The following is a 23,388-nucleotide window of genomic DNA, read 5'->3' on the forward strand; positions in this document are numbered from 1 at the left end:
CGCCAGACATGGCAGGATGGATTGTATGTTGCGTTGGTTGACTGCCGGAGAATCCCATGGTCCGGCCCTGGTCGGAATTATCGAAGGCGTGCCCGCAGGTGTTGAACTCACCAGCGGGCAGATTGCTGATGCCCTGGCGCGCCGCCGCCTCGGCTACGGCCGCGGAGCCCGGATGAAGTTCGAGCAGGACGTGGTGACCATCCTTGGCGGCGTCCGACACGGCACCACGCAGGGCGGCCCCGTCGCCGTTCAGGTGGGCAACACCGAATGGCCGAAGTGGGAGCAGATCATGTCTGCAGACCCGGTAGACGCCGAGACACTTGCGGACCAGGCCCGCAACGCTCCGCTGACCCGCCCGCGGCCCGGCCACGCAGACTTCACCGGCATGCAGAAGTACGGCTTTGATGAAGCCAGGCCCGTGCTTGAACGCGCCAGCGCCCGCGAAACTGCCACACGTGTTGCCATGGGAACAGTTGCCGCCCAGTTCCTGAAGCACCTCGGCATCGAACTCGTGAGTCACACCGTCTCCATCGCCAGCGTCACCGTCCCCGAGGGCAGGCCCCTGCCCGCCCCGGAGAACGTGATTGCGCTCGACGCCGACCCGCTCCGCTGCTTTGACCGTGAAACGTCCGACGCAATGGTCGCCGAGGTGGATGCCGCACACAAGGAAGGCGAAACACTCGGCGGAGTGGTTGAAGTGCTCGCCTACGGTCTCCCGCCGGGACTGGGGAGCTACGTCCACTGGGACCGCCGCCTCGATTCGCGCCTTGCCGCCGCCCTGATGGGCATCCAGGCGATCAAGGGCGTCGAAGTGGGCGACGGGTTCCTCACGGCTGCCAGGCGCGGATCGGCTGCCCATGACGAAATCGTCAAGGACGCCGACGGCCGGATCATCCGCACCAGCAACCGTGCCGGCGGCATCGAAGGCGGCATGAGCATCGGCGACGTCCTGCGTGTGCGGGCCGCCATGAAGCCGATCGCGACGGTTCCCCGCGCCCTGAAGACCATCGATGTCAGCACCGGCGAAGCCGCCAAAGCCCATCACCAGCGTTCCGACGTCTGTGCCGTTCCCGCCGCGGGCGTAGTGGCAGAGGCCATGGTTGCCCTGGTGCTCGCCGAAGCCGTGACCGAGAAGTTCGGCGGCGACTCCGTGGCCGAGACTGCCCGCAACATCAGGGGCTACCTCGACAACATTCCGGCGTCGCTGGACTCGATCGGACGCTAGTGCCCCTCAGTAATACACCCTCTGCCGCGGGGGAGCGGCCTGTCGTGCTCATCGGACCGATGGCGGTCGGCAAGTCGGCGATCGGGCAGCAGCTGGCACAGCAGCTCGGTGCCCCCTTTGTGGACACGGACGCCGTCATCGTCGAGAACCACGGCTCAATCGCCGACATTTTCGCCGGGCGCGGCGAGCGTGCGTTCCGGGAGATTGAGGCACGGACAGTCGCCCGCGTCGTCGAAGAGGCGACCGGAACCTCAACGGTCATTTCACTCGGTGGCGGCTCGGTTTTGGACTCCGGAACCCAGCAGCTCCTTAAGCGATGCACCGTGGTCTATCTCGAATGCGATGCGGACACCGTCGCTGCGAGGATTGCCAGGAACTCCGGCCGGCCACTCCTCGCCGGCGACGGAATCCGCCGCTGGAAGATGCTGTTTGCCACCAGGAAGCCGGTCTACGAGCGTCTCGCCGACATTGTCCTGGACGTCCGGCACGGCTCGGTGAATGAGCTGGGCCGACGGCTTGAGGCGGTCTTGTCCACCTATGCAGGCAGGGCAAAGGAACCCGGGGCGGAAAGCGGCACTCCGGAGGACTCAGTCGCGGCTGACACTGCCGCGGACAACACACGCGCGGCACACACCGCCGCGAATACTGCGGCCGGCAACATTCCGGCCGCGAAACAGGAAGTTGAAAAGTGAGCGAATCAACTGTCATCAAAGTCACCGGCGAATCCCCCGGGGACAACTACGACGTCGTAGTTGGGCGCGGCCTGCTCGGCACCCTTCCGGAACAGCTCGGGGAGCGCGTCCGACGCGTCCTGGTCATCCACCCGCGGGCACTGCGCTTGACAGGTGATGCCGTCAGGGATGAGCTGGCGGCAACAGGCTTCACTGCGCTGACCGCAGAAATCCCCGACGCCGAAGAAGGCAAGCACATCCAGGTGGCTGCGTTCTGCTGGCAGGTCCTGGGGCAGAACGACTTCACCCGCTCGGACGCCGTCGTGTCGGTCGGCGGAGGAGCCGTCACCGACGTCGCAGGCTTCGTCGCCGCGACGTGGCTCAGGGGTGTCAAAGTGATCCACATGCCCACCAGCCTGCTTGGCATGGTGGATGCCTCCGTAGGCGGCAAGACCGGTATCAACACGGCCGAAGGCAAAAACCTCGTGGGGGCCTTTCACCCGCCCGCCGCCGTCCTTGCGGACCTGGACACGCTGAACACCCTCCCGAAGAACGAGATGATCTCCGGCATGGCCGAGGTCATCAAATGCGGTTTCATTGCCGATCCCGCCATCCTCGACCTCGTGGAACAGAACACCGAAGCAGTCACGGACCCCCAGTCGGACACGCTTCGCGAACTGATTGAACGCGCCATTGCCGTGAAGGCCCGCGTCGTGTCGGAGGATCTGAAGGAATCCGGGCTCCGCGAAATCCTGAACTACGGCCATACCCTGGGCCACGCGATTGAACTCGTCGAACGCTATTCGTGGCGCCACGGTGCCGCAGTGTCAGTGGGCATGATGTTCGCTGCGGAACTGTCCCGCAGCGTGGGCAGGCTCGGCGATGCCGACGCAGACCGGCACCGCAGCATCCTCGAATCCCTCGGGCTGCCGGTGACGTACCGCCGCGACCGCTGGCAGGGCCTGCTGGACGGCATGCGCCGCGACAAGAAGTCACGCGGTGACCTGCTCCGCTTCGTGGTGCTCGACGGCATCGCCAAGCCCGGCATCCTCGACGTCCCCGACACGTCGCTGCTGTTCGCCGCCTACCAGGAGATTGCGTCCTAATGAGTGTCATCACAGGTGGAACCACTGAATGGCCCGATGGAGGTTTCCCGGGCATCAGGATCAACCCGGAACTCCTGACCCCGGAAATCACCAGCCCCGAAACATGCGCGGAGGCGCTCGGGGCTTCCATGGACCCGGCGGACCGGGTATTCGTGATGCTCGTGGAGGGCAACGCCTCTGATGCCGCTGAACTGCTGGCCGAGGCCCGGTACAAGGACCCCGAATCGTTCCGGCTGCGGGCCTTCGAGGCTGAAGTGCTGCGCGTCTCCCACCGCTATGACCCGGCCGTGGAGCTCTTCAAGCAGCTGCTCGCCGAAGTGTCTGGAACGCCCAATGAGGCACTGGTGCATCAGTGCCTGGGCAGGACGCACTTTGCTTCCGGCAACATCGGCGCGGCCGTGGAATCGTTCTCCCGGGCACTGGATCTGAGAGTCGCCCAGTCCGCCGATGCGGCCCTCATTTACTCGTCCACTGTGGCGCTGCAGCGTGCGCGGGACGTGCTCGAACTGGCCTCCTGACCGCCTGCGCAGGACGGGGCCGGCGGAGTGCGCCAGCTTGTCCGCTAGAATGGTTCTTGGATTTTTGATAAATACACGCTGGCGGGCCGAACGGCATGCTGGCCTGGCATAACCGGCTGGCAGCTAGAAGCAGTCAGATAGAAACCAGAGGAAATCAGTGGCAACCACAAACGACATCAAGAACGGAACCGTCCTGAAGCTTGAGGGCCAGCTCTGGAACATCATCGAGTTCCAGCACGTCAAGCCGGGCAAGGGCGGGGCGTTCGTGCGCACCAAGATGCGCAACGTCATGTCCGGGAAGGTCGTCGACAAGACCTTCAACGCCGGCCTCAAGATCGAAACCGCCACGGTGGACCGCCGCGATTACCAGTACCTGTACCAGGACGGCGCCGACTTCGTGTTCATGGACACGCAGGACTATGACCAGATCACCGTTTCCGGCGCCACGGTGGGCGACGCCACCAACTTCATGCTGGAAAACCAGATGGTCAACATCGCCATCCACGAAGGTACCCCGCTCTACATCGAGCTGCCGCCGAGCGTTGTCCTCGAAATCACCTACACCGAGCCGGGCCTGCAGGGCGACCGCTCCTCTGCCGGCACCAAGCCCGCCACGCTCGAGACCGGCTACGAGATCCAGGTGCCGCTGTTCGTCGAGAACAACACCAAGGTCAAGGTCGACACCCGCGACGGCAGCTACCTGGGCAGGGTCAGCGAGTAGTGAGCGCACGCGGTAAGGCCCGTAACAGGGCACTTGAGGTCCTCTTCGAGGCTGAGCAGCGCTCCGTCTCTGCTTTTGACGTGCTGCGCGCGCGGCGCGAGAGGACCGATCAGATCGTCAATCCCTACACGCTGGAAATCGTTGAGGGCGTGGTTTCACTGCAGCCTGCCATCGATGAATTCCTTGAAACGTACTCGCAGGGCTGGACCCTCGAACGCATGCCGTCCGTGGACCGGATCATCCTGCGGATCGGCGCCTGGGAGCTGCTCTACAACGACGACGTCCCCGACGGCGTCGCCGTCAGCGAAGCAGTCACACTGGCCAAGACTCTCTCAACGGATGAGTCGCCGTCGTTCATCAACGGCCTGCTGGGACGTCTCCAGCAGCTGAAGCCCTCGTTGCTGGCCTGACGCCAGCAGTGCGCAGACGCTAAAAAGCCCCGGCCGCCCGGCCGGGGCTTTTTGCTGCCCATTAATGTCCGACGGCGGCTTAATGTCCGATGGCGGCGCGCAACGCACCGAGCTCGCGCAGCTGCTGCAGCTCGTCCTGCTGGTGGGACTGGACGTCCCTGCCGCTGAGGATCCGCTGCCGGGTGAAGGCAAGCCGGGTGGCCGCTTTCACGAAGGCCTTCATCTCGGCTCCCCGATTGTAGGAACCGGCCCAGCGCACCGCCTGCCGCCTGCCGCCCGGGGTGGCCAGCATGGCCACTTCAGCCGGAGTGAACCACCCTGCGGCTGAATACTCAAGCAGCCGCTGGCGGGTGAGCCGTGTCTCGGCCACCCGCAGCACCACAATGCATCCCACGGCCAGCAGGAAGATCGGAACCTGCACCAGCACATACTGCGCCAGGAAGTCCTGTCCCATGCTGTTCCAGCGGTTGTGCAGGATCATCGCGGGGACCAGACCCACGGCAAACGCCGCAATGGACAGTCCGGAATGCCAGCGGCGTGCGGCGAAGCCCATGATCAGCCCGGTGGTCCCGGTGAAGATTGCGTGCGCGAACGGCGACATGACACCGCGCAGGAAGAAGATCTGGGCCAGGTCGCTGCCCGGGGTTGTGGATTCGGCGATGGCACGGCCGAAGTAGAGGATGTTCTCCGTGAAGGCGAAGCCGCCGGCGATGGTGAAGGCGAAGACCACGCCGTCCACCGGCCCGTCGAAGTGCTTCCGGGCGAGCAGCACCAGGAGCAGCAGGCCGAGGGACTTGGCGAATTCCTCCACGATGGGTGCCTGGACGGTGGTCATGAAATCGCGGTAGGACGCTTCGTCGGAGACGGGCGCGGCCAAGGCAAACACCGGCTGGATGAGCAGTGTGACGGCGATGGACACGGCCGCGCCCCACGTGAACGCAAACAGGAGCAATCGCTTGGGCTCCGGTTCCCAGCGGTCAATGTGGGAGACGGAAAGGAGCACCGCGCCGAGCGGGATCAGTGAGGCAACGAATCCGATGGCGAAGCCCGTTACGCCCGTGTTGGCCAGCAGGAAAGGGACCACCAGGAACAGGCTGACGAACGCGAGCACGCCTCCGCCCATCACCAGCGAGAGAACGCCGGACGACGGGCGGGCGGCCACGGTGGATGCCGATTCCGGGATGACCTGGGCTACGGATCCGCCGCTGTGTCCGGGCGCCGGTTGGTAGTTCTGCTGCTGGACATGGCCCATCCAGGTGGGGTTGGTCTGCTCATGGAACTGCCACTGCGGGTCGCCGGGGCGGTTGCCTGACGGTCCGGGACCAGGCTGGTGCGGGTTCATCGACATAGCCATGAGCCTATGTCGCGGCGTCGGGGTCGCCAAAGGCCCGAAGGCCGGATGTGACCGACGACGCTCTCAGCCCGGGGATTCAGGCAAACTCCGTGTGGTAATTTTGGAAGGCAAATGTTCCTTTTTTAATTCCGTCCCGTGAGGCGGGGAAAGGGGAGACGAGCGTTGACTCCTGTCACACAGGCACCGGTTCCGGCCAGGGTTGTTCTCAACCATGCGGATATCGACCGTGCACTCACTCGTATCGCCCATGAGATCCTCGAGGCCAACAAGGGCTCCCAGGACCTGGTGCTTCTCGGCATTCCTCGCCGCGGCTACCCGTTGGCCGTCCGGCTTGCGCAGAAAATTGCCGCCGCAGACCCTGCTGTGGACGCTGCATCCATCGTCGGACAGCTGGACGTCACCATGTTCCGCGATGATCTTTCCCACCAGCCCACCCGGCCGCCGCACCGCACCCAACTGCCGCTGACCGGAATCGACAACAAGGTTGTCGTCCTGATTGACGACGTCCTGTACTCGGGCCGCACCATCCGTGCCGCCCTGGACGCCCTCGTTGATCTGGGCCGGCCCCGCATTGTGCGCCTGGCCGTGCTGATCGACCGCGGGCACCGGGAGCTTCCCATCCGGGCAGACCATGTGGGAAAGAACCTGCCCACGTCCTCCGCCGAAAAAGTCCGTGTCCGCCTCGAGGAAACCGACTCCGTTGACGGCGAGACGGTCAACGAAGTGGTCATCGAGGCCGGCGCATGAAGCACCTGCTGTCCACGGAGAATCTGAGCCTTTCCAACGCCGTGCGCATCCTCGACACCGCCGAGGAAATGGCGGCCGTCGGCGACCGTGAGGTCAAGAAACTTCCCGCACTCCGCGGCCGCACGGTGGTCAACCTCTTCTTCGAGGATTCCACGCGTACTCGCATATCGTTCGAGGCGGCGGCCAAGCGGCTGTCCGCAGACGTAATCAACTTTGCCGCCAAGGGATCGTCGGTTTCCAAGGGGGAGTCCCTCAAGGACACTGCCCAAACGCTGTCCGCGATGGGTGCGGACGCCGTCGTGATCCGGCACTGGGCGTCAGGGGCACCGCACCGGCTCGCCGCGACCGACTGGATCGACGCCGCCGTCATCAACGCCGGTGACGGAACGCATGAGCATCCCACGCAGGCACTCCTGGACGCCTTCACCATGCGCCGGCACTGGACAAAACTCGCGGGCCTGCCCTCGACCGGCGCCGACCTTATGGGCATGCGGGTTGCCATTGCCGGGGACGTCCTGCACTCCCGCGTCGCGCGCTCCAACGTCTGGCTGCTGCGAACCCTCGGTGCCGAAGTCACGCTGGTGGCGCCGCCCACGCTGCTGCCCATCGGCGTCGAAAAATGGCCATGCAATGTCAGCTACAACATGGACGATACGCTCGAAAAGGGCGTTGACGCCGTGATGATGCTCCGCGTCCAGGGCGAACGGATGAATGCGTCATTCTTCCCCTCCACCCGGGAGTATTCGCGCCGCTGGGGCTTTGACGACAACCGGCTCCGCGCGCTGGACAGCCTCGGGCTCAAGGACACCATCATCATGCACCCCGGGCCCATGAACCGTGGCCTGGAAATTTCCGCCGCCGCCGCCGATTCGCCCCGCTCCACCGTGCTTGCACAGGTCCGGAACGGCGTGTCCGTCCGCATGGCCGCCCTGTATCTGCTGCTCTCCGGGGACACCCGCGAACCAGCCGCCACCCCTAAGGAGAGCAAATAAATGGCTGAACGTCCCGCCGTCAACGGCACAAACAGTAACGGCACCGACAGCAACGCCACCAGCGGAACCTACCTCATCCGCGGCGCATCGATCCTTGGCGCCGGAGCCGAGGACCTGCTCATCCGCGACGGAGTCATCACCGGGCGCGGCACAGACCTCTCCGACGACGGAGCCACCATCATCGACGCCGACGGCCTCATCGCGCTGCCGGGCATGGTGGACGTCCACACGCACCTGCGCGAGCCGGGCCGCGAGGACGCCGAAACCGTTGAAACCGGCACCCGGGCGGCTGCGCTGGGCGGCTTCACCGCTGTGCACGCCATGGCCAACAGCACCCCGGTGGCCGACACGGCGGGGGTCGTGGAGCAGGTCCACAGCCTGGGCCGCGCCGCAGGCTGGGTGGACGTCCGTCCGGTCGGTGCTGTCACCGTCGGCCTGGCGGGGGAGCAGCTGGCCGAACTCGGTGCCATGGCCGACTCCCGCGCCCAGGTCCGCATGTTCTCCGACGACGGCATCTGCGTCCACGATCCCGTCCTCATGCGCCGCGCCCTCGAATACGTCAAGGCGTTCGACGGCGTCGTGGCCCAGCATGCGCAGGAACCCCGCCTCACCGCCGGGGCACAGATGAACGAAGGCGAGGTCTCCGCAGTCCTCGGGCTGACCGGATGGCCGGCCGTCGCCGAGGAAAGCATCATCGCCCGCGACGTCCTGCTGGCCCAGCACGTGGGCTCCAGGCTCCATGTCTGCCATGTGTCCACCGCAGGGTCCGTGGAGATCATCCGCTGGGCCAAGGGCCGCGGCATCAACGTCACCGCTGAGGTGACGCCGCACCACCTCCTGCTCACCGACGAACTGGTCCGCAGCTATGACCCTGTCTACAAGGTTAACCCGCCGCTGCGGACCGATGCAGACGTCCAGGCCCTGCGTGCCGCCCTCGCAGACGGCACCATCGACGTCGTCGGCACCGACCACGCCCCGCACCCCAGCGAGCACAAGGAATGCGAATGGGCGCAGGCCGCCCTGGGGATGACCGGGCTGGAGACGGCACTGTCCGTTGTCCAGCACGCCATGATCGAATCCGGCCTGATGACCTGGTCCGACTTCGCCCGGGTCACCTCCATTGCGCCGGCCGCCATCGGCCGCCTCGAAGACCAGGGGCGCCCCCTGGAGGAAGGCGAGCCCGCGAACCTCATCCTCGTGGACCCGGCCGCACGCTGGACCGTGGACCCGTCCGCCATGGCGACGATGGGACGCAACTCCCCGTTCTCCGGCATGGAACTTCCGGGCAAGGTGGTGGCAACGTTCTTCAAGGGCCACCCCACGGTTCTCGAGGGCCATCTCAACACGCCGTACCGCTACCCGGCGGACGTGCCGGCAGCAGGCACGGCGGCAGGAAACTGATGGAAAAAGTCCTCCCCGGACTGGCCATGCTGGCCGTCGCGGCCGTCGTCTTTGCCCTCATCGGCATGGGATGGCGCAGCCGCCTCCGGCGCCAGTCGGACATCGAGCAGCTGCCGGCCGTGCCCCCGGAACTGGGTGCGCCGCTCGTCGCCGCTGATGGCCAGTACGTCGCGTCCACGACCGCCGGCGACTGGCTCGACAGGATTGCCGTGCACGACCTCGGAATCCGCACCAATGCCCGACTCACCGTGCATCCGGAGGGCGTGTTGATGGACCGGTCAGGTGCGCCGGCTCTCTTCATCCCGACGGCCAGGCTGTCGGGAATCCGCCAGGACAGCGGCATGGCCGGCAAGTTCGTCGAGAAGGACGGGCTGCTGGTCCTGAGCTGGACTCTCGGAGCCCACCAGCTGGACACCGGCTTCCGCACCCGCAGAGCCGCGGACAAGCCGGCCCTCCTCCAAACTCTTCAGGAATTGATCTCTGCAGGCCCTCAGACAGATGCCCATAGTGGAAAGTAATACAGTGACGGACAACAACACAGCAAGCTCCACCCCGGCCGCCCTGGTGCTCGAAGACGGCCGCATCTTCCGCGGCAGCAGCTACGGCGCCCAGGGCGCCGCCCTCGGCGAGGCGGTCTTTGCCACCGGCATGACCGGCTACCAGGAGACCATCACGGATCCGTCCTACGCCCGCCAACTGGTGGTGCAGACGGCGCCGCACATCGGCAACACCGGCGTGAACAGCGAAGACGCCGAGTCCCGCCGCATCTGGGTGGCCGGCTACATCGTCCGCGACGCCGCCCGCCGCCCGTCCAACTGGCGCTCAGAGCGCAGTCTCGACGACGAACTCGTGGAGCAGGGCATCGTGGGCATCCAGGGCGTGGACACCCGGGCCATCACCCGCCACCTGCGCGAGCACAAGACCATGCGCGCCGGCATCTTCTCCGGCGAGGCGGCCCAGGCCACGGACAAGGAACTGCTCGACGCCGTGCTGGCCAGCGCGCCGATGGAAGGCGCCCGGCTGGCCGAGGAAGTCAGCATCGACGAGGCCTACGTCGTGGAGCCCAAGGATTACGGCTGGGAAGGCGATGCCCGGTTCAGCATCGCCGCAATCGACCTCGGCATCAAAGCCATGACGCCCATCCGCTTCGCCGAACGCGGCGTCCGCGTCCATGTGCTGCCCGCCACCGCCACCATCGAGGACGTCAAGGCCGTCAACCCGGACGGGTTCTTCATGTCCAACGGCCCCGGCGACCCCGCCACGGCCGACACCCAGGTCAAGCTGCTCCGTTCCGTGCTGGACGAGAAGCTGCCGTACTTCGGCATCTGCTTCGGCAACCAGATCCTGGGCCGGGCATTGGGCTTCGGCACGTACAAGCTCAAGTACGGCCACCGCGGCATCAACCAGCCGGTCATGGACCGCCGCACCGGAAAGGTGGAGATCACGTCGCAGAACCACGGCTTCGCCGTCGACGCGCCCCTTGACGGCCCCACTACCGCACCGGAGGAGCGCTTCGGCCGGGTCGAGGTCAGCCACATCAGCCTGAACGACGACGTCGTTGAAGGCCTCGCGTGCCTCGACATCCCGGCGTTCTCGGTCCAGTACCACCCTGAAGCCGCGGCCGGTCCGCACGACGCCGCCTACCTGTTCGACCGCTTCATCGACCTGATGGAAGGCACGCGGGACGGCCGCAGCGCCAACCTGTCGGAGAAGCCCGCTGACGATCAGAACACCACCGATTCCAAGACTGAGGACAAGAAGTAATGCCCAAGAGAACTGACCTTAAGAGCGTCCTGGTCATTGGTTCCGGCCCGATCGTGATCGGCCAGGCCGCCGAATTCGACTACTCCGGCACCCAAGCCCTTCGCGTCCTCAAGGAGGAGGGCCTGCGGGTCATCCTCGTCAACTCCAACCCGGCAACCATCATGACGGACCCCGAGTTCGCGGACGCCACCTACATCGAGCCCATCACCCCCGAGGTGGTCGAAAAGATCATCGCCAAGGAACGGCCCGACGCCGTGCTGCCCACCCTGGGCGGCCAGACGGCCCTCAACACGGCCATCGCGCTGGACAAGAACGGCGTGCTGGAAAAGTACAACGTCGAACTGATCGGCGCGAACATCGCTGCGATCGAACTCGGTGAGGACCGCGAAAAGTTCAAGGGCGTAGTGGAGCGCTGCGGGGCGGAGTCAGCCCGCAGCCACATCATCCACACCATGGACGAGGCACTGAAGGCGGCCGACGACCTCGGCTACCCCATGGTGGTCCGCCCGTCCTTCACCATGGGCGGCCTGGGCTCCGGCCTCGCCTACAACGAAGACGACCTCCGCCGGATCGTCGGCCAGGGCCTGCAGTACAGCCCCACCAGCGAGGTGCTCCTCGAAGAGAGCATCCTCGGCTGGAAGGAATACGAACTCGAAATGATGCGGGACAAGAACGACAACGTCGTTGTCGTCTGCTCCATCGAAAACTTCGACCCGGTCGGCGTCCACACCGGTGACTCCATCACGGTGGCCCCGGCCCTGACCCTCACGGACCGCGAATACCAGCGGCTCCGCGACATCTCCATCGCCGTCATCCGCGAAGTGGGCGTCGACACCGGCGGATGCAACATCCAGTTCGCCATCGAACCGGACACGGGCCGCGTGGTGGTCATCGAGATGAACCCGCGCGTGTCCCGCTCCTCGGCCCTGGCGTCCAAGGCCACCGGCTTCGCCATCGCCAAGATCGCCACCAAGCTCTCCCTCGGCTACACGCTGGACGAGATCCCGAACGACATCACGCAGAAGACCCCCGCGTCCTTCGAGCCCACCCTGGACTACGTCGTGGTCAAGGTCCCGCGGTTCGCCTTCGAGAAGTTCCCAGCGGCCGACCCCACACTGACCACCACCATGAAGTCCGTCGGCGAGGCCATGGCCATGGGCCGCAACTTCACCGAGGCCCTGCAGAAGGCGCTGCGGTCGCTGGAGCAGAAGGGCTCGCAGCTGGACTTCAGCTCCGTCCCGGAATGGGAAGTTCCGGAGCTCATCGAAAAGGCCAAGCGTCCCACCACGGAGCGCCTGCACCAGGTCCAGCGGGCGCTGCTCGGCGGCGCCAGCGTGGAGGAGCTCTACGAAGCCACCAAGATCGATCCGTGGTTCCTTGACCAGCTCCAGCTGCTGAACGAGATCTCCCGCGAGATCCGCCAGTCCGGTGCCCTGACCCAAGAGATGCTCCAGCGCGCCAAGCGCCACGGCTTCTCCGACGAGCAGATCGGTGCCCTGACGTACAACTCGGAGGCTGTGGTCCGCGGAGTCCGGCAGGCGCTCGGCATCCGCCCGGTCTACAAGACCGTGGACACCTGCGCCGCCGAGTTCGCCGCCTACACCCCGTACCACTACTCCTCGTACGACGAGGAGGACGAGGTGGCGCTGCACTCCAAGCCATCCATCCTGATCCTCGGCTCCGGCCCGAACCGCATCGGCCAGGGCATCGAGTTCGACTATTCCTGCGTCCACGCCTCCATGGCGCTGCGCAAGGCCGGCTACGAGACCGTCATGGTCAACTGCAACCCGGAAACCGTCTCCACTGACTACGACGTCTCCACCCGCCTGTACTTCGAGCCGCTCACGCTGGAGGACGTCCTCGAGGTCATCGCCGCCGAGGAACGAACCGGCGGCGTGATGGGCGTGTTCGTCCAGCTCGGCGGCCAGACTCCGCTGAAGCTCGCCCAGCAGCTGGCCGACGCCGGCGTGCCCATCCTCGGCACCTCACCGGAAGCGATCGACCTCGCCGAGCACCGCGGCGCCTTCGCCCGCGTGCTGGACGAAGCCGGGCTCATCTCCCCGAAGAACGGCACCGCCGTGTCCTTCGATGACGCCAAGAAGATCGCGGACGAAATCGGCTACCCGGTTCTGGTCCGCCCGTCTTACGTCCTCGGCGGCCGGGGCATGGAAATCGTCTACGACGAGCCCAACCTGTCCCGCTACATCGCCAACGCCACGGAGATCACCCCGGACCACCCGGTGCTGATCGACCGGTTCCTCGAAGACGCTGTCGAGATCGACGTCGATGCCCTCTTCGACGGCAAGGACATGTACCTGGGGGGCATCATGGAGCACATCGAGGAGGCCGGCATCCACTCCGGCGACTCCGCGTGCGTACTGCCTCCCATCACTTTGGGAGGCAACGTCCTGGAGCGCGTCCGGACGGCCACCCGGGCGATTGCCGAGGGCGTGGGCGTGCGCGGCCTGATCAACATCCAGTTCGCACTGGCGTCGGACGTCCTGTACGTCCTGGAAGCTAATCCGCGGGCCTCGCGCACAGTACCGTTCGTCTCGAAGGCCACCGGCGTGCAGATGGCAAAGGCGGCCGCCCTCATCGGCACCGGCGTCACCATCAACCAGCTCCGGAGCGCCTACAAGATGCTCCCGGAAACCGGTGACGGCTCCACGCTGCCGCTGGACGCGCCTGTTTCGGTCAAGGAAGCGGTCCTGCCGTTCAGCCGTTTCCGCACCCCGGAGGGCACGGTGGTTGACTCGCTGCTCGGACCCGAGATGCGCTCCACCGGCGAGGTCATGGGCATCGACAAGCACTTCGACACCGCCTTCGCCAAGAGTCAGGCAGCAGCAAACAACGCGCTGCCCACGGAAGGCAAGATCTTCGTCTCCGTGGCGAACCGGGACAAGCGCTCGGTGATCATGGGCGTCAAGCGGCTCTCCGACCTTGGCTTCGAAATCGTCTCCACGGGCGGAACCGCCGATGTCCTGCGCCGCAACGGCATCCAGGCCACCCCGGTGCGCAAGGTTGCGGAGGGCAGCAGCGCCGAAGGTGAAGGCACCATCGCCGACCTCGTCATCGCAGGTGAAATCGACATGGTGTTCAACACCCCGTCCGGCGGCGAGGCCCGCAGCGACGGCTACGAACTCCGGGCAGCGGCCACGTCCATCGGCATCCCGTGCATCACCACGGTTGCCGAGTTCAACGCCGCCGTGCAGGCCATCGAAGCACTGCGCACGTACGAATGGTCCGTCACCAGCCTGCAGGAGCATGCCGCGGCCCTTGTGGCTTCACAGAATGCGGCCTCGCAGAAGGCCACACAGAATGCCTGAGGCAGGACCTGTTGGGCCCGTCGCCGGCCGGGAGCCCTTCGGCTCCCGGCTCGGCCGGGCCATGGCTGACCGCGGCCCCCTCTGCGCGGGCATCGATCCGCACCCGGCGCTGCTGAACGCTTGGGGGCTGAACGACGACGCCGCAGGGCTCGAGCGCTTCTCGCTGACGGTCCTGGAGGCCGTGGGTTCCCTCGCTGCCGCGGTGAAGCCGCAGGTGGCGCTCTACGAGCGCCACGGTTCCGCCGGGATGGCAGCCTTGGAGCGCACCCTCGAAGCGGCCGCGGATGCCGGGGTCCTGACCATCGCGGATGCCAAACGCGGCGATATCGGCTCCACCATGGCCGCGTACGCTGACGCCTGGCTCCGGGACGGCTCGTCGCTCGCTGCCGACTCAGTGACGCTGAGCCCCTACCTGGGCTTCGAATCACTCCGCCCGGCGCTGGACCTCGCGGCAGACTACGGCCGCGGCGTGTTTGTCCTGGCGCTCACCTCCAACCCGGAGGGGGCGTCGGTCCAGCACGTGGGCGGCAGCGACTCTGTTGCCCGACGGATCGTGCAGGCTGCTGCCGGCGAAAACGGGCGGTATGAAGGGCCCCTTGGCTCCGTCGGACTCGTCGTCGGCGCTACGGTGGGAACGGCCCTTGCGGACCTGGACCTGGATCTGGGCGCGGTCCGCGGGCCGATCCTGGCCCCGGGACTGGGTGCACAGGGCGCCACTCCGGCGGATCTGCGGCGAACTTTCGGCGCTGCCTACCCCCAGGTTCTCGGAACGTCGAGCCGGGACATCCTCAAGGCAGGTCCCGGCGTCCGGGAGCTGACGGACGCTGCAGCCCGCACGCTGGACGGGCTGCGCGCCCAATAGTCCATTGATTTCTGCCGCCGCCGAGGAGTAGGTTCAGGACAAGTCCAACGGCCTCGGCCGTGGATCCATTTGGCTACCCCCGGGGGATCACCGTGACTTTGCGACCCTTGTCAGCCCAGGAACGTTCCGATGCGCTGAAGAAAGCCGCCGCAGCAAGGGCAACCAGGGCCGCCGCCAAGGAGAGGCTTAAAGCCGGCGACCTGTCCATCGCCGAAGTGCTGGACTCCGGAGGCAGCGAGGAGGCGATCGCGCGCATGCGCGTGTCCGAACTGCTCGAGGCCCTGCCGGGCATCGGAAAGGTCCGGGCGGCCGCCATCATGGAGGCCGTGGGCATCGCAGCTTCGAGGAGGGTGCGGGGACTGGGCGTGCACCAGCGCCGGGCGCTGGTAGATTTTATGAACGAGAAATAGATTCATCCGAACAGAGTCATCTGAAGACCGCCCAAAGGAATACGTGAGCAAGAAACCCGGACTGACAGTCCTCGCTGGTCCCACGGCTGTTGGCAAAGGCACCGTGTCCACCTATATCCGGGACAACTACCCGGAGGTATGGCTGTCGGTTTCAGCTACGACCCGTGCTCCGCGGCCGGGTGAAATCGATGGAGTGCACTACTACTTCAAGTCCAAGGAGGAGTTCGAGTCCCTGGTGGCTGCCGGCGAATTCCTGGAGTGGGCGGTGGTGCATGGGGAGAACACCTACGGCACGCTGAAGAGCACGGTGAAGCAGGCCATCGCCGAAGGCCGCTCCGTGCTGCTGGAGATCGATCTGCAGGGAGCGCGGCAGGTGAAGCAGGCTCTGCCGGATGCACAGTTCGTGTTCCTGGCACCACCCAGCTGGGAAGAATTGGTGCGCCGTCTGGTGGGCCGCGGCACGGAATCGGCCGAGGAACAGCAGCGGCGGCTGGAAACCGGTAAAGTAGAGCTTGCTGCTGAACCGGAGTTCGACCACACCGTCATTAATGACGACGTTCGCCGGGCAGCGGACGAGCTTGTTTCACTCATGGGGCTGACCCCGCACCCGCGCTAGCCGCAGAAGCCATCAGCCCGTTAGAAATTTGGAGAATTCGTGTCCACGAACCTTGAAGGCATCATCAACCCGCCGATCGATTCGCTGCTCAAGGCAGCCGATTCCAAGTACGGCCTGGTGATCTTCGGTGCCAAGCGTGCACGTCAGATCAACGCTTACTACGCCCAGCTCCACGAGGGCCTGTTCGAGTACGTCGGCCCGCTGGTCGACACCAAGCTGAACGAGAAGTCGCTGTCGATCGCCCTGCGCGAGATCAACGAAGGCAAGCTGGTCTCCACGCCGATCGAGGCTTCCGAGTAACGTTCGCAGAGTAAAACAGACTGCTTGGTGACGGAGATCACGTGCGCATAGTCCTCGGAGTCGGGGGAGGGATTGCCGCCTACAAGGTGGCATCGCTCCTCCGGCTTTTTACTGAAGCCGGCCATGACGTCACCGTCATCCCCACTGAGGCCGCCACCCGGTTTGTCGGTGTGGCAACCTGGGAGGCGCTTTCCGGGAATCCGGTCAGCAACAGCGTCTTCGACGACGTTCCTCTGGTGAATCATGTCAGGCTGGGCCATGAGGCGGACCTGATCGTCGTTGCCCCTGCCACGGCCGACCTTCTGGCCCGCGCCGCAACCGGCCAGGCCAACGACCTCCTCACCAACACGCTGCTGATGGCCCGCGGGCCGGTGCTCTTCGCGCCGGCCATGCACACCGAGATGTGGCAGCACGCTGCCACGCAGGCCAACGTGGAAACCCTCCGCAGCAGGGGAGTCACCGTGCTGGAGCCGGCCAGCGGCAGGCTGACCGGCTCCGATTCCGGTCCCGGCCGCCTGCCGGAACCTGAGGCGATCTTCGACGCTGCCTTGGCACTGGCCGACGGACTCCGTGACGCCGGCACCGGCGAATCCGAAGGCATTTTCCCGCTGGCCGGCCGGACCGTGACCATCAGTGCCGGCGGAACGCGTGAGCCCCTGGACCCGGTGCGGTTCCTGGGCAACCGTTCCTCCGGAAAGCAGGGGGTCGCCTTGGCCGCCGCGGCGCGCGACGCCGGAGCCACTGTACGGCTCGTGGCCGCCCACATGGAGGTTCCCGCTCCGGCGGGTGTGGAACTGATCGAGGTCGAAACAGCTCTGCAGCTCCGGGAAGCCATGCTGTCGGCGGCAGCCGGCTCCGACGTCGTCATCATGGCTGCGGCTGTAGCGGACTTCCGCCCGGCGGACGTTTCCGGCACCAAAATCAAGAAACGGGATGACCACACCGACCCCGTCATCACGCTGGTCCGGAACCCCGATATCCTCCACGAACTCGTTGCGGTCCGCGACGACGCCGGAACCAGCCAGCTCGTGGTCGGGTTTGCCGCCGAAACCGGTGATGCCCACGGTGACGTCCTCGAATACGCCGAGGCGAAGCTTAAGCGCAAGGGCTGCGACCTCCTGGTTGTCAACCATGTCGGCGCGGACAAGGTCTTCGGCCAGGACCACAACTCGGTGGTCATCCTTTCCCGGGGCGGTGCCGAACCCCAGTCGGCGTCCGGCTCCAAGCATGACGTCGCCGCCGTCGTCATAGACCGCATCAGCGCCGAGCTGAGCAGGGTCTTCCCGCGAACCTGACGGGCGTAAGCAACGTCTCCTTAGCATGGGGACACACGCTGCCGTCCGGCCGATTGCCAACCAGTAAGGTAGTTGAGTGACTTTACCGCTGCACATTCCTGAATCCCACGGGTCCGTACCCTCCGCGCTCCGGCTCTTCACGTCCGAGTCGGTGACTGAAGGCCACCCGGACAAGATCTGTGACCAGATCAGCGATGCGATCCTCGACGCCCTGCTGGACAAGGATCCGGAGTCGCGCGTCGCCGTGGAAACCATGGCCACCACCGGCCTGGTCCACGTGGCCGGTGAAGTGACCACCGACGCCTACGTTGAAATCCCGCAGATCGTCCGAGAGACCATCCTGGGCATCGGTTACGACTCCTCTGCCAACGGCTTCGATGGTGCCCGCTGCGGCGTCTCCGTTTCCATCGGCCAGCAGTCGAACGACATTGCCGGCGGGGTGTTCAACTCGCTGGAAGCAAGGGAAGGCCGCCAGGAAGACGACTACGATCTCCAAGGCGCCGGGGATCAGGGCCTCATGTTCGGCTATGCCAGCGACGAGACGCCGTCCTACATGCCCGTGCCGATCTGGATCGCCCACCGGCTGTCCGAGCGGCTCACCGAGGTCCGCAAGAGCGGTGAACTTGCCTACCTCCGGCCGGACGGCAAGACCCAGGCAACGATCGGGTACGACGGCGACCGCCCCGTCTCGGTCGAAACCATCGTGATCTCCAGCCAGCACGCCGAGGGCTTCAGCCTCGACCAGCTCCGCGCTGACCTCGCCTCGCACGTCATCGATCCGGTGCTTGCCGTCGCGAACCTGGACATCTCCCGCACGGCCAACATCCTTAATCCTGCCGGGGCGTTCGTCATCGGCGGCCCAGTCGGTGATGCCGGCCTCACAGGCCGCAAGATCATTGTTGACACCTACGGCGGCATGGCCCGCCACGGCGGCGGCGCGTTTTCGGGCAAGGACCCGTCGAAGGTTGACCGTTCGGCAGCCTACGCCATGCGCTGGGTGGCCAAGAACGTGGTGGCCGCCGGGCTGGCCAAGCGGGCAGAAATCCAGATCGCCTACGCGATCGGCCAGGCCCGCCCTGTCGGCACATACGTGGAGACGTTCGGGACCGAGACCGTGGATCCGGCCAAAATCAGCGCCGCAATCGCGGAGATCTTCGACCTCCGGCCCCGCGCCATCATCGACGCTCTCGACCTCAAGCGCCCCATTTACGCCAAGACTGCCGCGCACGGACACTTCGGCCGCGATGATCCGGACTTCACTTGGGAGCGGCTGGACCGCGTGGACGACCTCAAGGCCTACTTCAACGCCTGAGCCGCCGGCCTGAACGCCGCCGGCCGCCTGGAATGTCCTACCCACGTGCTTGGCTGGTGATTTCTTCAGGACGGAGGGAGGCGCAGTGGGTCTGAACAACGCAGTCGGTTTTAGCAACACGGCTTTTAGCAGCATGGCATCCGGCAGCATGGCACCGAGCACCATGGGTTCGAATAGCAGCGCCGCCGGCCAGCCCATCGCAGGCGAGCCGCAACAGCTGTCCCTGCTGCAGGGATTTCCGGCCAGCGGCCGGACTGCGCCGGGACCGCCCCTGGCCGCTGACCTTCCGGTGGCACGCGTCCTCATCGAGTCGTCGCTCCCGCACCTGGACCGGCCCTTCGACTACAGCGTGCCCGCAGAGCTGGACGACGCCGCCGTGCCCGGGGTGCGGGTCAAAGTGAAGTTCAGCGGGCAGGAACTCAGCGGTTATCTTCTTGAGCGGATTGCCGAGTCGGACGCCGGCCACTCCCTGGTGCCGCTGTACAAGGTGGTTTCTCCCGTTGCCGTCCTGACGCCCGGCCTCCAGAAGCTCGCGAGCCAGGTCGCCGCACGCTATGCGGGGACGGTCAGCGACGTCCTGCGGGTCGCCATACCGCCCCGCGTGGCCAAGGTTGAGAAGGAGCTGGCAGGCGGGGAACCCGCACCGCAACCCGCCCCTGGCGCGGGGGCGGAGTCCCCTCCTGCGGCTGCCCCCGCCGCCGCCGGCCATGCGTGGGAGGAGTACCGGAACGGCAGTGCATTCCTCCGCCATCTGAGATCCGGCGGATCTCCGCGTGCCGTGGTCAGCGCCCTGCAGGGGTTCGGCCCGCGCGGCTGGCCGCAGCTCCTCGCCCAGGCCGTCGCGGCTGTGCGGCACTCCGGGCGCGGCGCCGTGGTTGTCCTGCCGGACTACCGCGACCTTGACCGGGTCCAGGCAGCACTGGAGGAGCTCCTTCCAGTCTCCGACATCGCCCGGCTGACTGCCGACGACGGCCAGACCCCGCGCTACCGCAGCTACCTCCGCGTCCTCAACGGAACGGCCGGCGTCGCTGTGGGCACGCGCTCGGCGGCGTACGCGCCGGTGCGGAACCTCGGTCTCGTGGTGTGCTGGGACGACGGCGATGATCTCCACATCGAGCAGCGTTCACCGTACGCCCACACGAGGGAGGTGCTGCTTCTGCGGGCCGAACAGGAAGGCGCCGCCTGCCTGCTGGCCGGCCACAGCCGCAGCACCGAGGCCCAGCGCCTCGTGGAGGCGGGCTGGGCCATGCCTGTCGAAGCCGAACGTCCCGTGGTCCGCAGGAGCGTTCCGCGCGTCCTCAATACCGCCGACAGCTTCGAGCAGGAGCGCGACCCCCTGGCCCGGATTGCACGGCTGCCCGGAGCGGCGTGGCGGACGGCGAAGGAAGGCCTGGAACGCGGGCCCGTCCTGGTCCAGGTCGCCCGCTCCGGCTACGCGCCGTCCCTCCTCTGCGACACCTGCCGGGAGCCGGCCCGCTGCCCGTCCTGCCAGGGTCCGCTGGCGGTTGCCGGGGCCTCCGGCAGCTCCGCTGTGCCTCAATGCCGGTGGTGTTCAACCCCGGCACCGGCGTGGCGCTGCAGCCACTGCAACAGCACCCGGCTGCGCCGCGGAGCCACGGGGGTGCTCCGCACGGCCGAGGAACTGGGGAGGGCCTTCCCCGGCAAAGCCGTGGTGACGTCCTCAGGAGACCACGTCAAGGCGACCGTTTCGGCTGCGGGGTCGCTCGTGGTGGCCACGGTCGGCGCCGAGCCCGTCGCTGACGGAGGGTACGCCGCCGCCCTGCTGCTCGACGGCGATTCCCTGCTGCGGCGGGAGAACCTGCGGGCAGGGGAGGACGCCGTGCGGCGCTGGTTCAATGCCGCGGCCCTCGTCCGGCCCGCGGCGGAGGGCGGCGTCGTGGTCATTACCGCCGACGACACGGCCGGGGTAGGTGCGCTCCTGCGCTGGGACGCCGCAGGCCATGCACACCGTGAACTGGCGCTGCGGACCGAACTCCGGCTGCCCCCGGCCGTCCGCGTGGCCTCAGTGACAGGCGGGCGAACCGCCGTCGGGCATTTCACGTCGTCCGTCACTGCCCTCCTGGCGGCGGAAGGAGTGGAGCTGCGGGTAGCCGGACCCGCGCCGCTGCTGCCGGGCCAACTCCCCGGGGCAGGGAAAACGGCAGCCGGCGCCGCCGGTGAGGACGTCCGCACCCTGCTGTTCATCCCGTACGGCCAGGCCGGCACCGTGACCAGGATTCTCCGGTCCGTGAAGGCCGCCAGTGCCGCGAAACGCACCGACGATCCTGTGCAGCTGCGGCTCGACGGCGTGGACGTGCTCTAGCGACGCAGCCTGGTTCGTGGCATACCCGCTGGCCTGCCCCTCAGGGCCATGACCTCGGCCGCTACGTCCACCAGCTGCCGTGCCGAGGCGTCCCAGCTGAAGTCACCGGCCCGGGCAACCGAACGCCGTGACACGTCCTTCCAGTGCCCGACGTCGTCGAGGCTGCGGGCCGCGGCGGCGAACGCAGCTGCCGAATCGGGGTCCACATATGTTGCGGCGTCAGCGCCCACCTCTCGGAAGATCGGGGTGTCGCTGGCAATGACCGGGGTGCCGAGCGCCATGGCCTCGACGAGGGGAAGGCCGTAGCCTTCCGCCTTCGACAAGCTGACAAGGGCGGTGGTGCGTTTGAGCAGAGCGGTGTATTCCTCGTCGGTGACGCCGTTGTGGAAGACCACCTTCGCGCCTGCCGGTACCAGCGCCTCCAGGTCGGCGCGGCGCTGCGGCGTGATCCGGCTGAGCAGGTGCAGCGTGTACTCGGGCAGTTCCGCCATCCCGGCAAGCATGGTCTCAACGTTCTTGTACGGCATGAAGGAGCCCATGTAGAGCAGGGTCTTCTCCGCTCCCGCATCCGGGTCGCGCGGGAGCTGGGCGGGCTGCGGCGCGTTGCCGACGATCCGCACCGGACGGTGCGTGAGCCGGTACTTGGCCATGAGCGCTTCGGTGGTGCGGCTGATGGTGGCAACCACGTCCGCGCGGTTCAGCAGGAGCCGCTGGGGCCAGAACGCCTTGTGGTACAGCCTCCACAGGAGCCGGACAGGCACCGGGAGGAAGCCGGGAGGGGCAGGGTGCTCGTAATAGATCAGATCGTGCAGCGTCAGTACCAGCCCGTACTTCCGCCCCCACGTACCCATGGTCTGCATGGGGCACACCACCACGTCGGCGTCCAGTTCGTTGACCTTCCTGGCCACGAAAAGTTCCAGGGGGGACAGCGGGCTGTTGATCAGCGTGAACGGCACGTCCGGGAGCAGGGCGAGTTGCCGGGGGTCGCTGATAAGCATTGAGACGTCTGCGATTTTCGAGGTTGCGGCGATGAGGCTCGCACCGTAGCGGCTGATGCCGTCATGGTGGTCCGTCCGGGTGAAACGCGCGTCGATGACAATTTTCACGCGGGATGGTCCTTAAGGAAGCGGCGGATGAACCCAGCGGCAGGTTCCGGCGTTTCGTAGTGGATGAGATGACCGACGCCGGGAATCACCTCCAGCGTGCCGTCCGGAAGGAGCCCGGCGAGTTTGTGCTGGTCCCGGAGCAGGGCGATTTCATCCTTTTCCCCGGCCACCAGCAATACCGGCAGTCGCAGTTTGGCTGCCACTTCGGCAACGTTGCTGCTGACGGACGCGGTGAACGATTCCAGCAGGCTCTCACGGTTGGCAAACGCACTAAAGTAGGCGTGATGCTGGCCATGGATGAACCGGAGGAGGTCCTTGTCTTTGGTTTTCGCCATGGCCACGCTCATGACCCTGACGATGAGCGGGCTGCGCAGCAGGAGAAGTCCCAAGGGGCGGGGGAGACGGGCGGAAAGCCGGTAGTACAGCACCGCGAGCCGGGTCATGAGGCCTTTGGGTCCCTCCAGGGCCGGCGCCGCAATCGGATTGATGAGGATCAGCGGGCGGACAGCCAGCGGATGATCCGCCACAAAGTGGGCAGCGATGATCGAACCGAAGGAGTGCCCCAGCAAGACGGTGTCCGGACCCAACCCCAGAGCCTCCATGAAGTCGCTGATGAACTGTCCGTAGCGGCGCACGCTGTGTTCGCCGTCGACGAAGGCTTCCGAGCTGCCGAACCCAGGGAGGTCCGGCATGATCAGGCGCATTTCGGGCAGCTGGTCCGCCACCCGCAGCAGCCCGTGGTGGTCGCCGCGGAACCCGTGGATGACCAGGATGGTGCGGGTCTCCGGGGTTGTCTGGACGGGCTCGTACGTCCAGTACGCCACCCTGCTGCCCCGGAGGTCCACGTCAGAGGCCGTGGTCCGGGCAGCGAGCCTGCTGCTGAAGAGGGACGGCGAGGTTGACGGCCCGGAGTCTGCTGTTTTCATTGC

The 23,388-nt window shown here is 66.5% G+C and carries 22 protein-coding genes; 19 read left to right on the plus strand and 3 right to left on the minus strand.

Annotated features, from left to right (window positions below; genetic code table 11):
• Nucleotides 1–25: 25 nt before the first annotated feature.
• From aroC to nusB, 6 genes are all read left to right on the plus strand, one after another.
• Nucleotides 26–1,225, plus strand: coding sequence for a chorismate synthase (aroC, locus tag J7E80_RS03030; protein WP_215050004.1), 1,200 nt, complete (start codon nt 26–28; stop codon nt 1,223–1,225).
• Between the two features lie 59 nt (nt 1,226–1,284).
• The gene (locus tag J7E80_RS03035) at nt 1,285–1,917 is read left to right on the plus strand and encodes a shikimate kinase (protein ID WP_215050169.1); all 633 of its coding nucleotides are present in this window, start codon (nt 1,285–1,287) and stop codon (nt 1,915–1,917) included.
• Nucleotides 1,914–3,002: a 3-dehydroquinate synthase gene (gene aroB, locus J7E80_RS03040; protein WP_215050005.1), complete on the plus strand. Its 1,089-nt coding sequence runs from the start codon at nt 1,914–1,916 to the stop codon at nt 3,000–3,002. Before J7E80_RS03035 ends, aroB begins: the two co-directional genes overlap by 4 nt.
• On the plus strand, nt 3,002–3,520 hold the full coding sequence (locus J7E80_RS03045; protein ID WP_215050006.1) for a tetratricopeptide repeat protein: 519 nt from the start codon (nt 3,002–3,004) through the stop codon (nt 3,518–3,520). The genes aroB and J7E80_RS03045 overlap by 1 nt, the downstream gene beginning before the upstream one ends.
• Before the next feature lie 157 nt (nt 3,521–3,677).
• Entirely contained in the window at nt 3,678–4,241 is a 564-nt protein-coding gene (gene efp / locus J7E80_RS03050) for an elongation factor P (RefSeq protein ID WP_056635236.1), read from the plus strand.
• Nucleotides 4,241–4,651, plus strand: coding sequence for a transcription antitermination factor NusB (gene nusB, locus J7E80_RS03055; RefSeq protein WP_215050007.1), 411 nt, complete (start codon nt 4,241–4,243; stop codon nt 4,649–4,651). The genes efp and nusB overlap by 1 nt, the downstream gene beginning before the upstream one ends.
• A gap of 79 nt (nt 4,652–4,730) precedes the next feature.
• Here the strand turns inward: nusB and J7E80_RS03060 are convergent, their stop codons facing one another.
• Nucleotides 4,731–5,999 carry a PrsW family intramembrane metalloprotease gene (locus J7E80_RS03060; protein WP_215050008.1) on the minus strand — a complete coding sequence of 423 codons (1,269 nt, stop codon included), beginning with the start codon at nt 5,997–5,999 and terminating at the stop codon, nt 4,731–4,733.
• A 168-nt stretch (nt 6,000–6,167) separates the two neighbouring features.
• On the opposite strand from J7E80_RS03060, the gene pyrR reads away from it, so the two are divergent.
• From pyrR to J7E80_RS03125, 13 genes are all read left to right on the plus strand, one after another.
• A complete protein-coding gene (pyrR, locus tag J7E80_RS03065) occupies nt 6,168–6,752 on the plus strand; it encodes a bifunctional pyr operon transcriptional regulator/uracil phosphoribosyltransferase PyrR (protein ID WP_215050009.1) in 585 nt (194 codons plus the stop codon).
• A complete protein-coding gene (locus tag J7E80_RS03070) occupies nt 6,749–7,744 on the plus strand; it encodes an aspartate carbamoyltransferase catalytic subunit (protein ID WP_215050010.1) in 996 nt (331 codons plus the stop codon). The genes pyrR and J7E80_RS03070 overlap by 4 nt, the downstream gene beginning before the upstream one ends.
• Nucleotides 7,745–9,145, plus strand: a complete 1,401-nt coding sequence (locus tag J7E80_RS03075; RefSeq protein WP_215050011.1) for a dihydroorotase — start codon at nt 7,745–7,747, stop codon at nt 9,143–9,145.
• A complete protein-coding gene (locus J7E80_RS03080; protein WP_215050012.1) occupies nt 9,145–9,663 on the plus strand; it encodes a hypothetical protein in 519 nt (172 codons plus the stop codon). Before J7E80_RS03075 ends, J7E80_RS03080 begins: the two co-directional genes overlap by 1 nt.
• Nucleotides 9,644–10,909 carry a glutamine-hydrolyzing carbamoyl-phosphate synthase small subunit gene (gene carA, locus J7E80_RS03085; RefSeq protein WP_215050013.1) on the plus strand — a complete coding sequence of 422 codons (1,266 nt, stop codon included), beginning with the start codon at nt 9,644–9,646 and terminating at the stop codon, nt 10,907–10,909. Before J7E80_RS03080 ends, carA begins: the two co-directional genes overlap by 20 nt.
• Nucleotides 10,909–14,235: a carbamoyl-phosphate synthase large subunit gene (carB, locus tag J7E80_RS03090; RefSeq protein WP_215050014.1), complete on the plus strand. Its 3,327-nt coding sequence runs from the start codon at nt 10,909–10,911 to the stop codon at nt 14,233–14,235. The genes carA and carB overlap by 1 nt, the downstream gene beginning before the upstream one ends.
• Nucleotides 14,228–15,097: an orotidine-5'-phosphate decarboxylase gene (pyrF, locus tag J7E80_RS03095; protein ID WP_215050015.1), complete on the plus strand. Its 870-nt coding sequence runs from the start codon at nt 14,228–14,230 to the stop codon at nt 15,095–15,097. The genes carB and pyrF overlap by 8 nt, the downstream gene beginning before the upstream one ends.
• 92 nt (nt 15,098–15,189) lie before the next feature.
• Nucleotides 15,190–15,507 carry an integration host factor, actinobacterial type gene (gene mihF / locus J7E80_RS03100; protein ID WP_215050016.1) on the plus strand — a complete coding sequence of 106 codons (318 nt, stop codon included), beginning with the start codon at nt 15,190–15,192 and terminating at the stop codon, nt 15,505–15,507.
• A 43-nt stretch (nt 15,508–15,550) separates the two neighbouring features.
• Nucleotides 15,551–16,123: a guanylate kinase gene (gene gmk, locus J7E80_RS03105; RefSeq protein WP_215050017.1), complete on the plus strand. Its 573-nt coding sequence runs from the start codon at nt 15,551–15,553 to the stop codon at nt 16,121–16,123.
• Between the two features lie 39 nt (nt 16,124–16,162).
• On the plus strand, nt 16,163–16,423 hold the full coding sequence (gene rpoZ, locus J7E80_RS03110; RefSeq protein ID WP_205653913.1) for a DNA-directed RNA polymerase subunit omega: 261 nt from the start codon (nt 16,163–16,165) through the stop codon (nt 16,421–16,423).
• A gap of 41 nt (nt 16,424–16,464) precedes the next feature.
• Nucleotides 16,465–17,718, plus strand: coding sequence for a bifunctional phosphopantothenoylcysteine decarboxylase/phosphopantothenate--cysteine ligase CoaBC (coaBC, locus tag J7E80_RS03115; RefSeq protein ID WP_215050018.1), 1,254 nt, complete (start codon nt 16,465–16,467; stop codon nt 17,716–17,718).
• 76 nt (nt 17,719–17,794) lie between these two features.
• Nucleotides 17,795–19,030 (plus strand): methionine adenosyltransferase, encoded by a 1,236-nt coding sequence (gene metK, locus J7E80_RS03120; RefSeq protein ID WP_215050019.1) that lies wholly within the window; start codon nt 17,795–17,797, stop codon nt 19,028–19,030.
• Nucleotides 19,031–19,193: 163 nt separating this feature from the next.
• Nucleotides 19,194–21,353, plus strand: a complete 2,160-nt coding sequence (locus J7E80_RS03125) for a primosomal protein N' (RefSeq protein ID WP_251036408.1) — start codon at nt 19,194–19,196, stop codon at nt 21,351–21,353.
• On the opposite strand, the gene J7E80_RS03130 is transcribed toward J7E80_RS03125, so the two are convergent.
• Nucleotides 21,350–22,459, minus strand: a complete 1,110-nt coding sequence (locus J7E80_RS03130) for a glycosyltransferase family 1 protein (RefSeq protein ID WP_215050021.1) — start codon at nt 22,457–22,459, stop codon at nt 21,350–21,352. The two genes, J7E80_RS03125 and J7E80_RS03130, sit on opposite strands and share 4 nt — an antisense overlap.
• On the minus strand, nt 22,456–23,385 hold the full coding sequence (locus J7E80_RS03135; protein ID WP_215050022.1) for an alpha/beta fold hydrolase: 930 nt from the start codon (nt 23,383–23,385) through the stop codon (nt 22,456–22,458). The genes J7E80_RS03130 and J7E80_RS03135 overlap by 4 nt, the downstream gene beginning before the upstream one ends.
• Nucleotides 23,386–23,388: the final 3 nt, after the last annotated feature.

Origin of the sequence: Arthrobacter sp. ISL-28 (genome assembly GCF_018613875.1) — a bacterium.
In the GTDB taxonomy this organism is placed as follows: Bacteria; Actinomycetota; Actinomycetes; order Actinomycetales; family Micrococcaceae; genus Arthrobacter.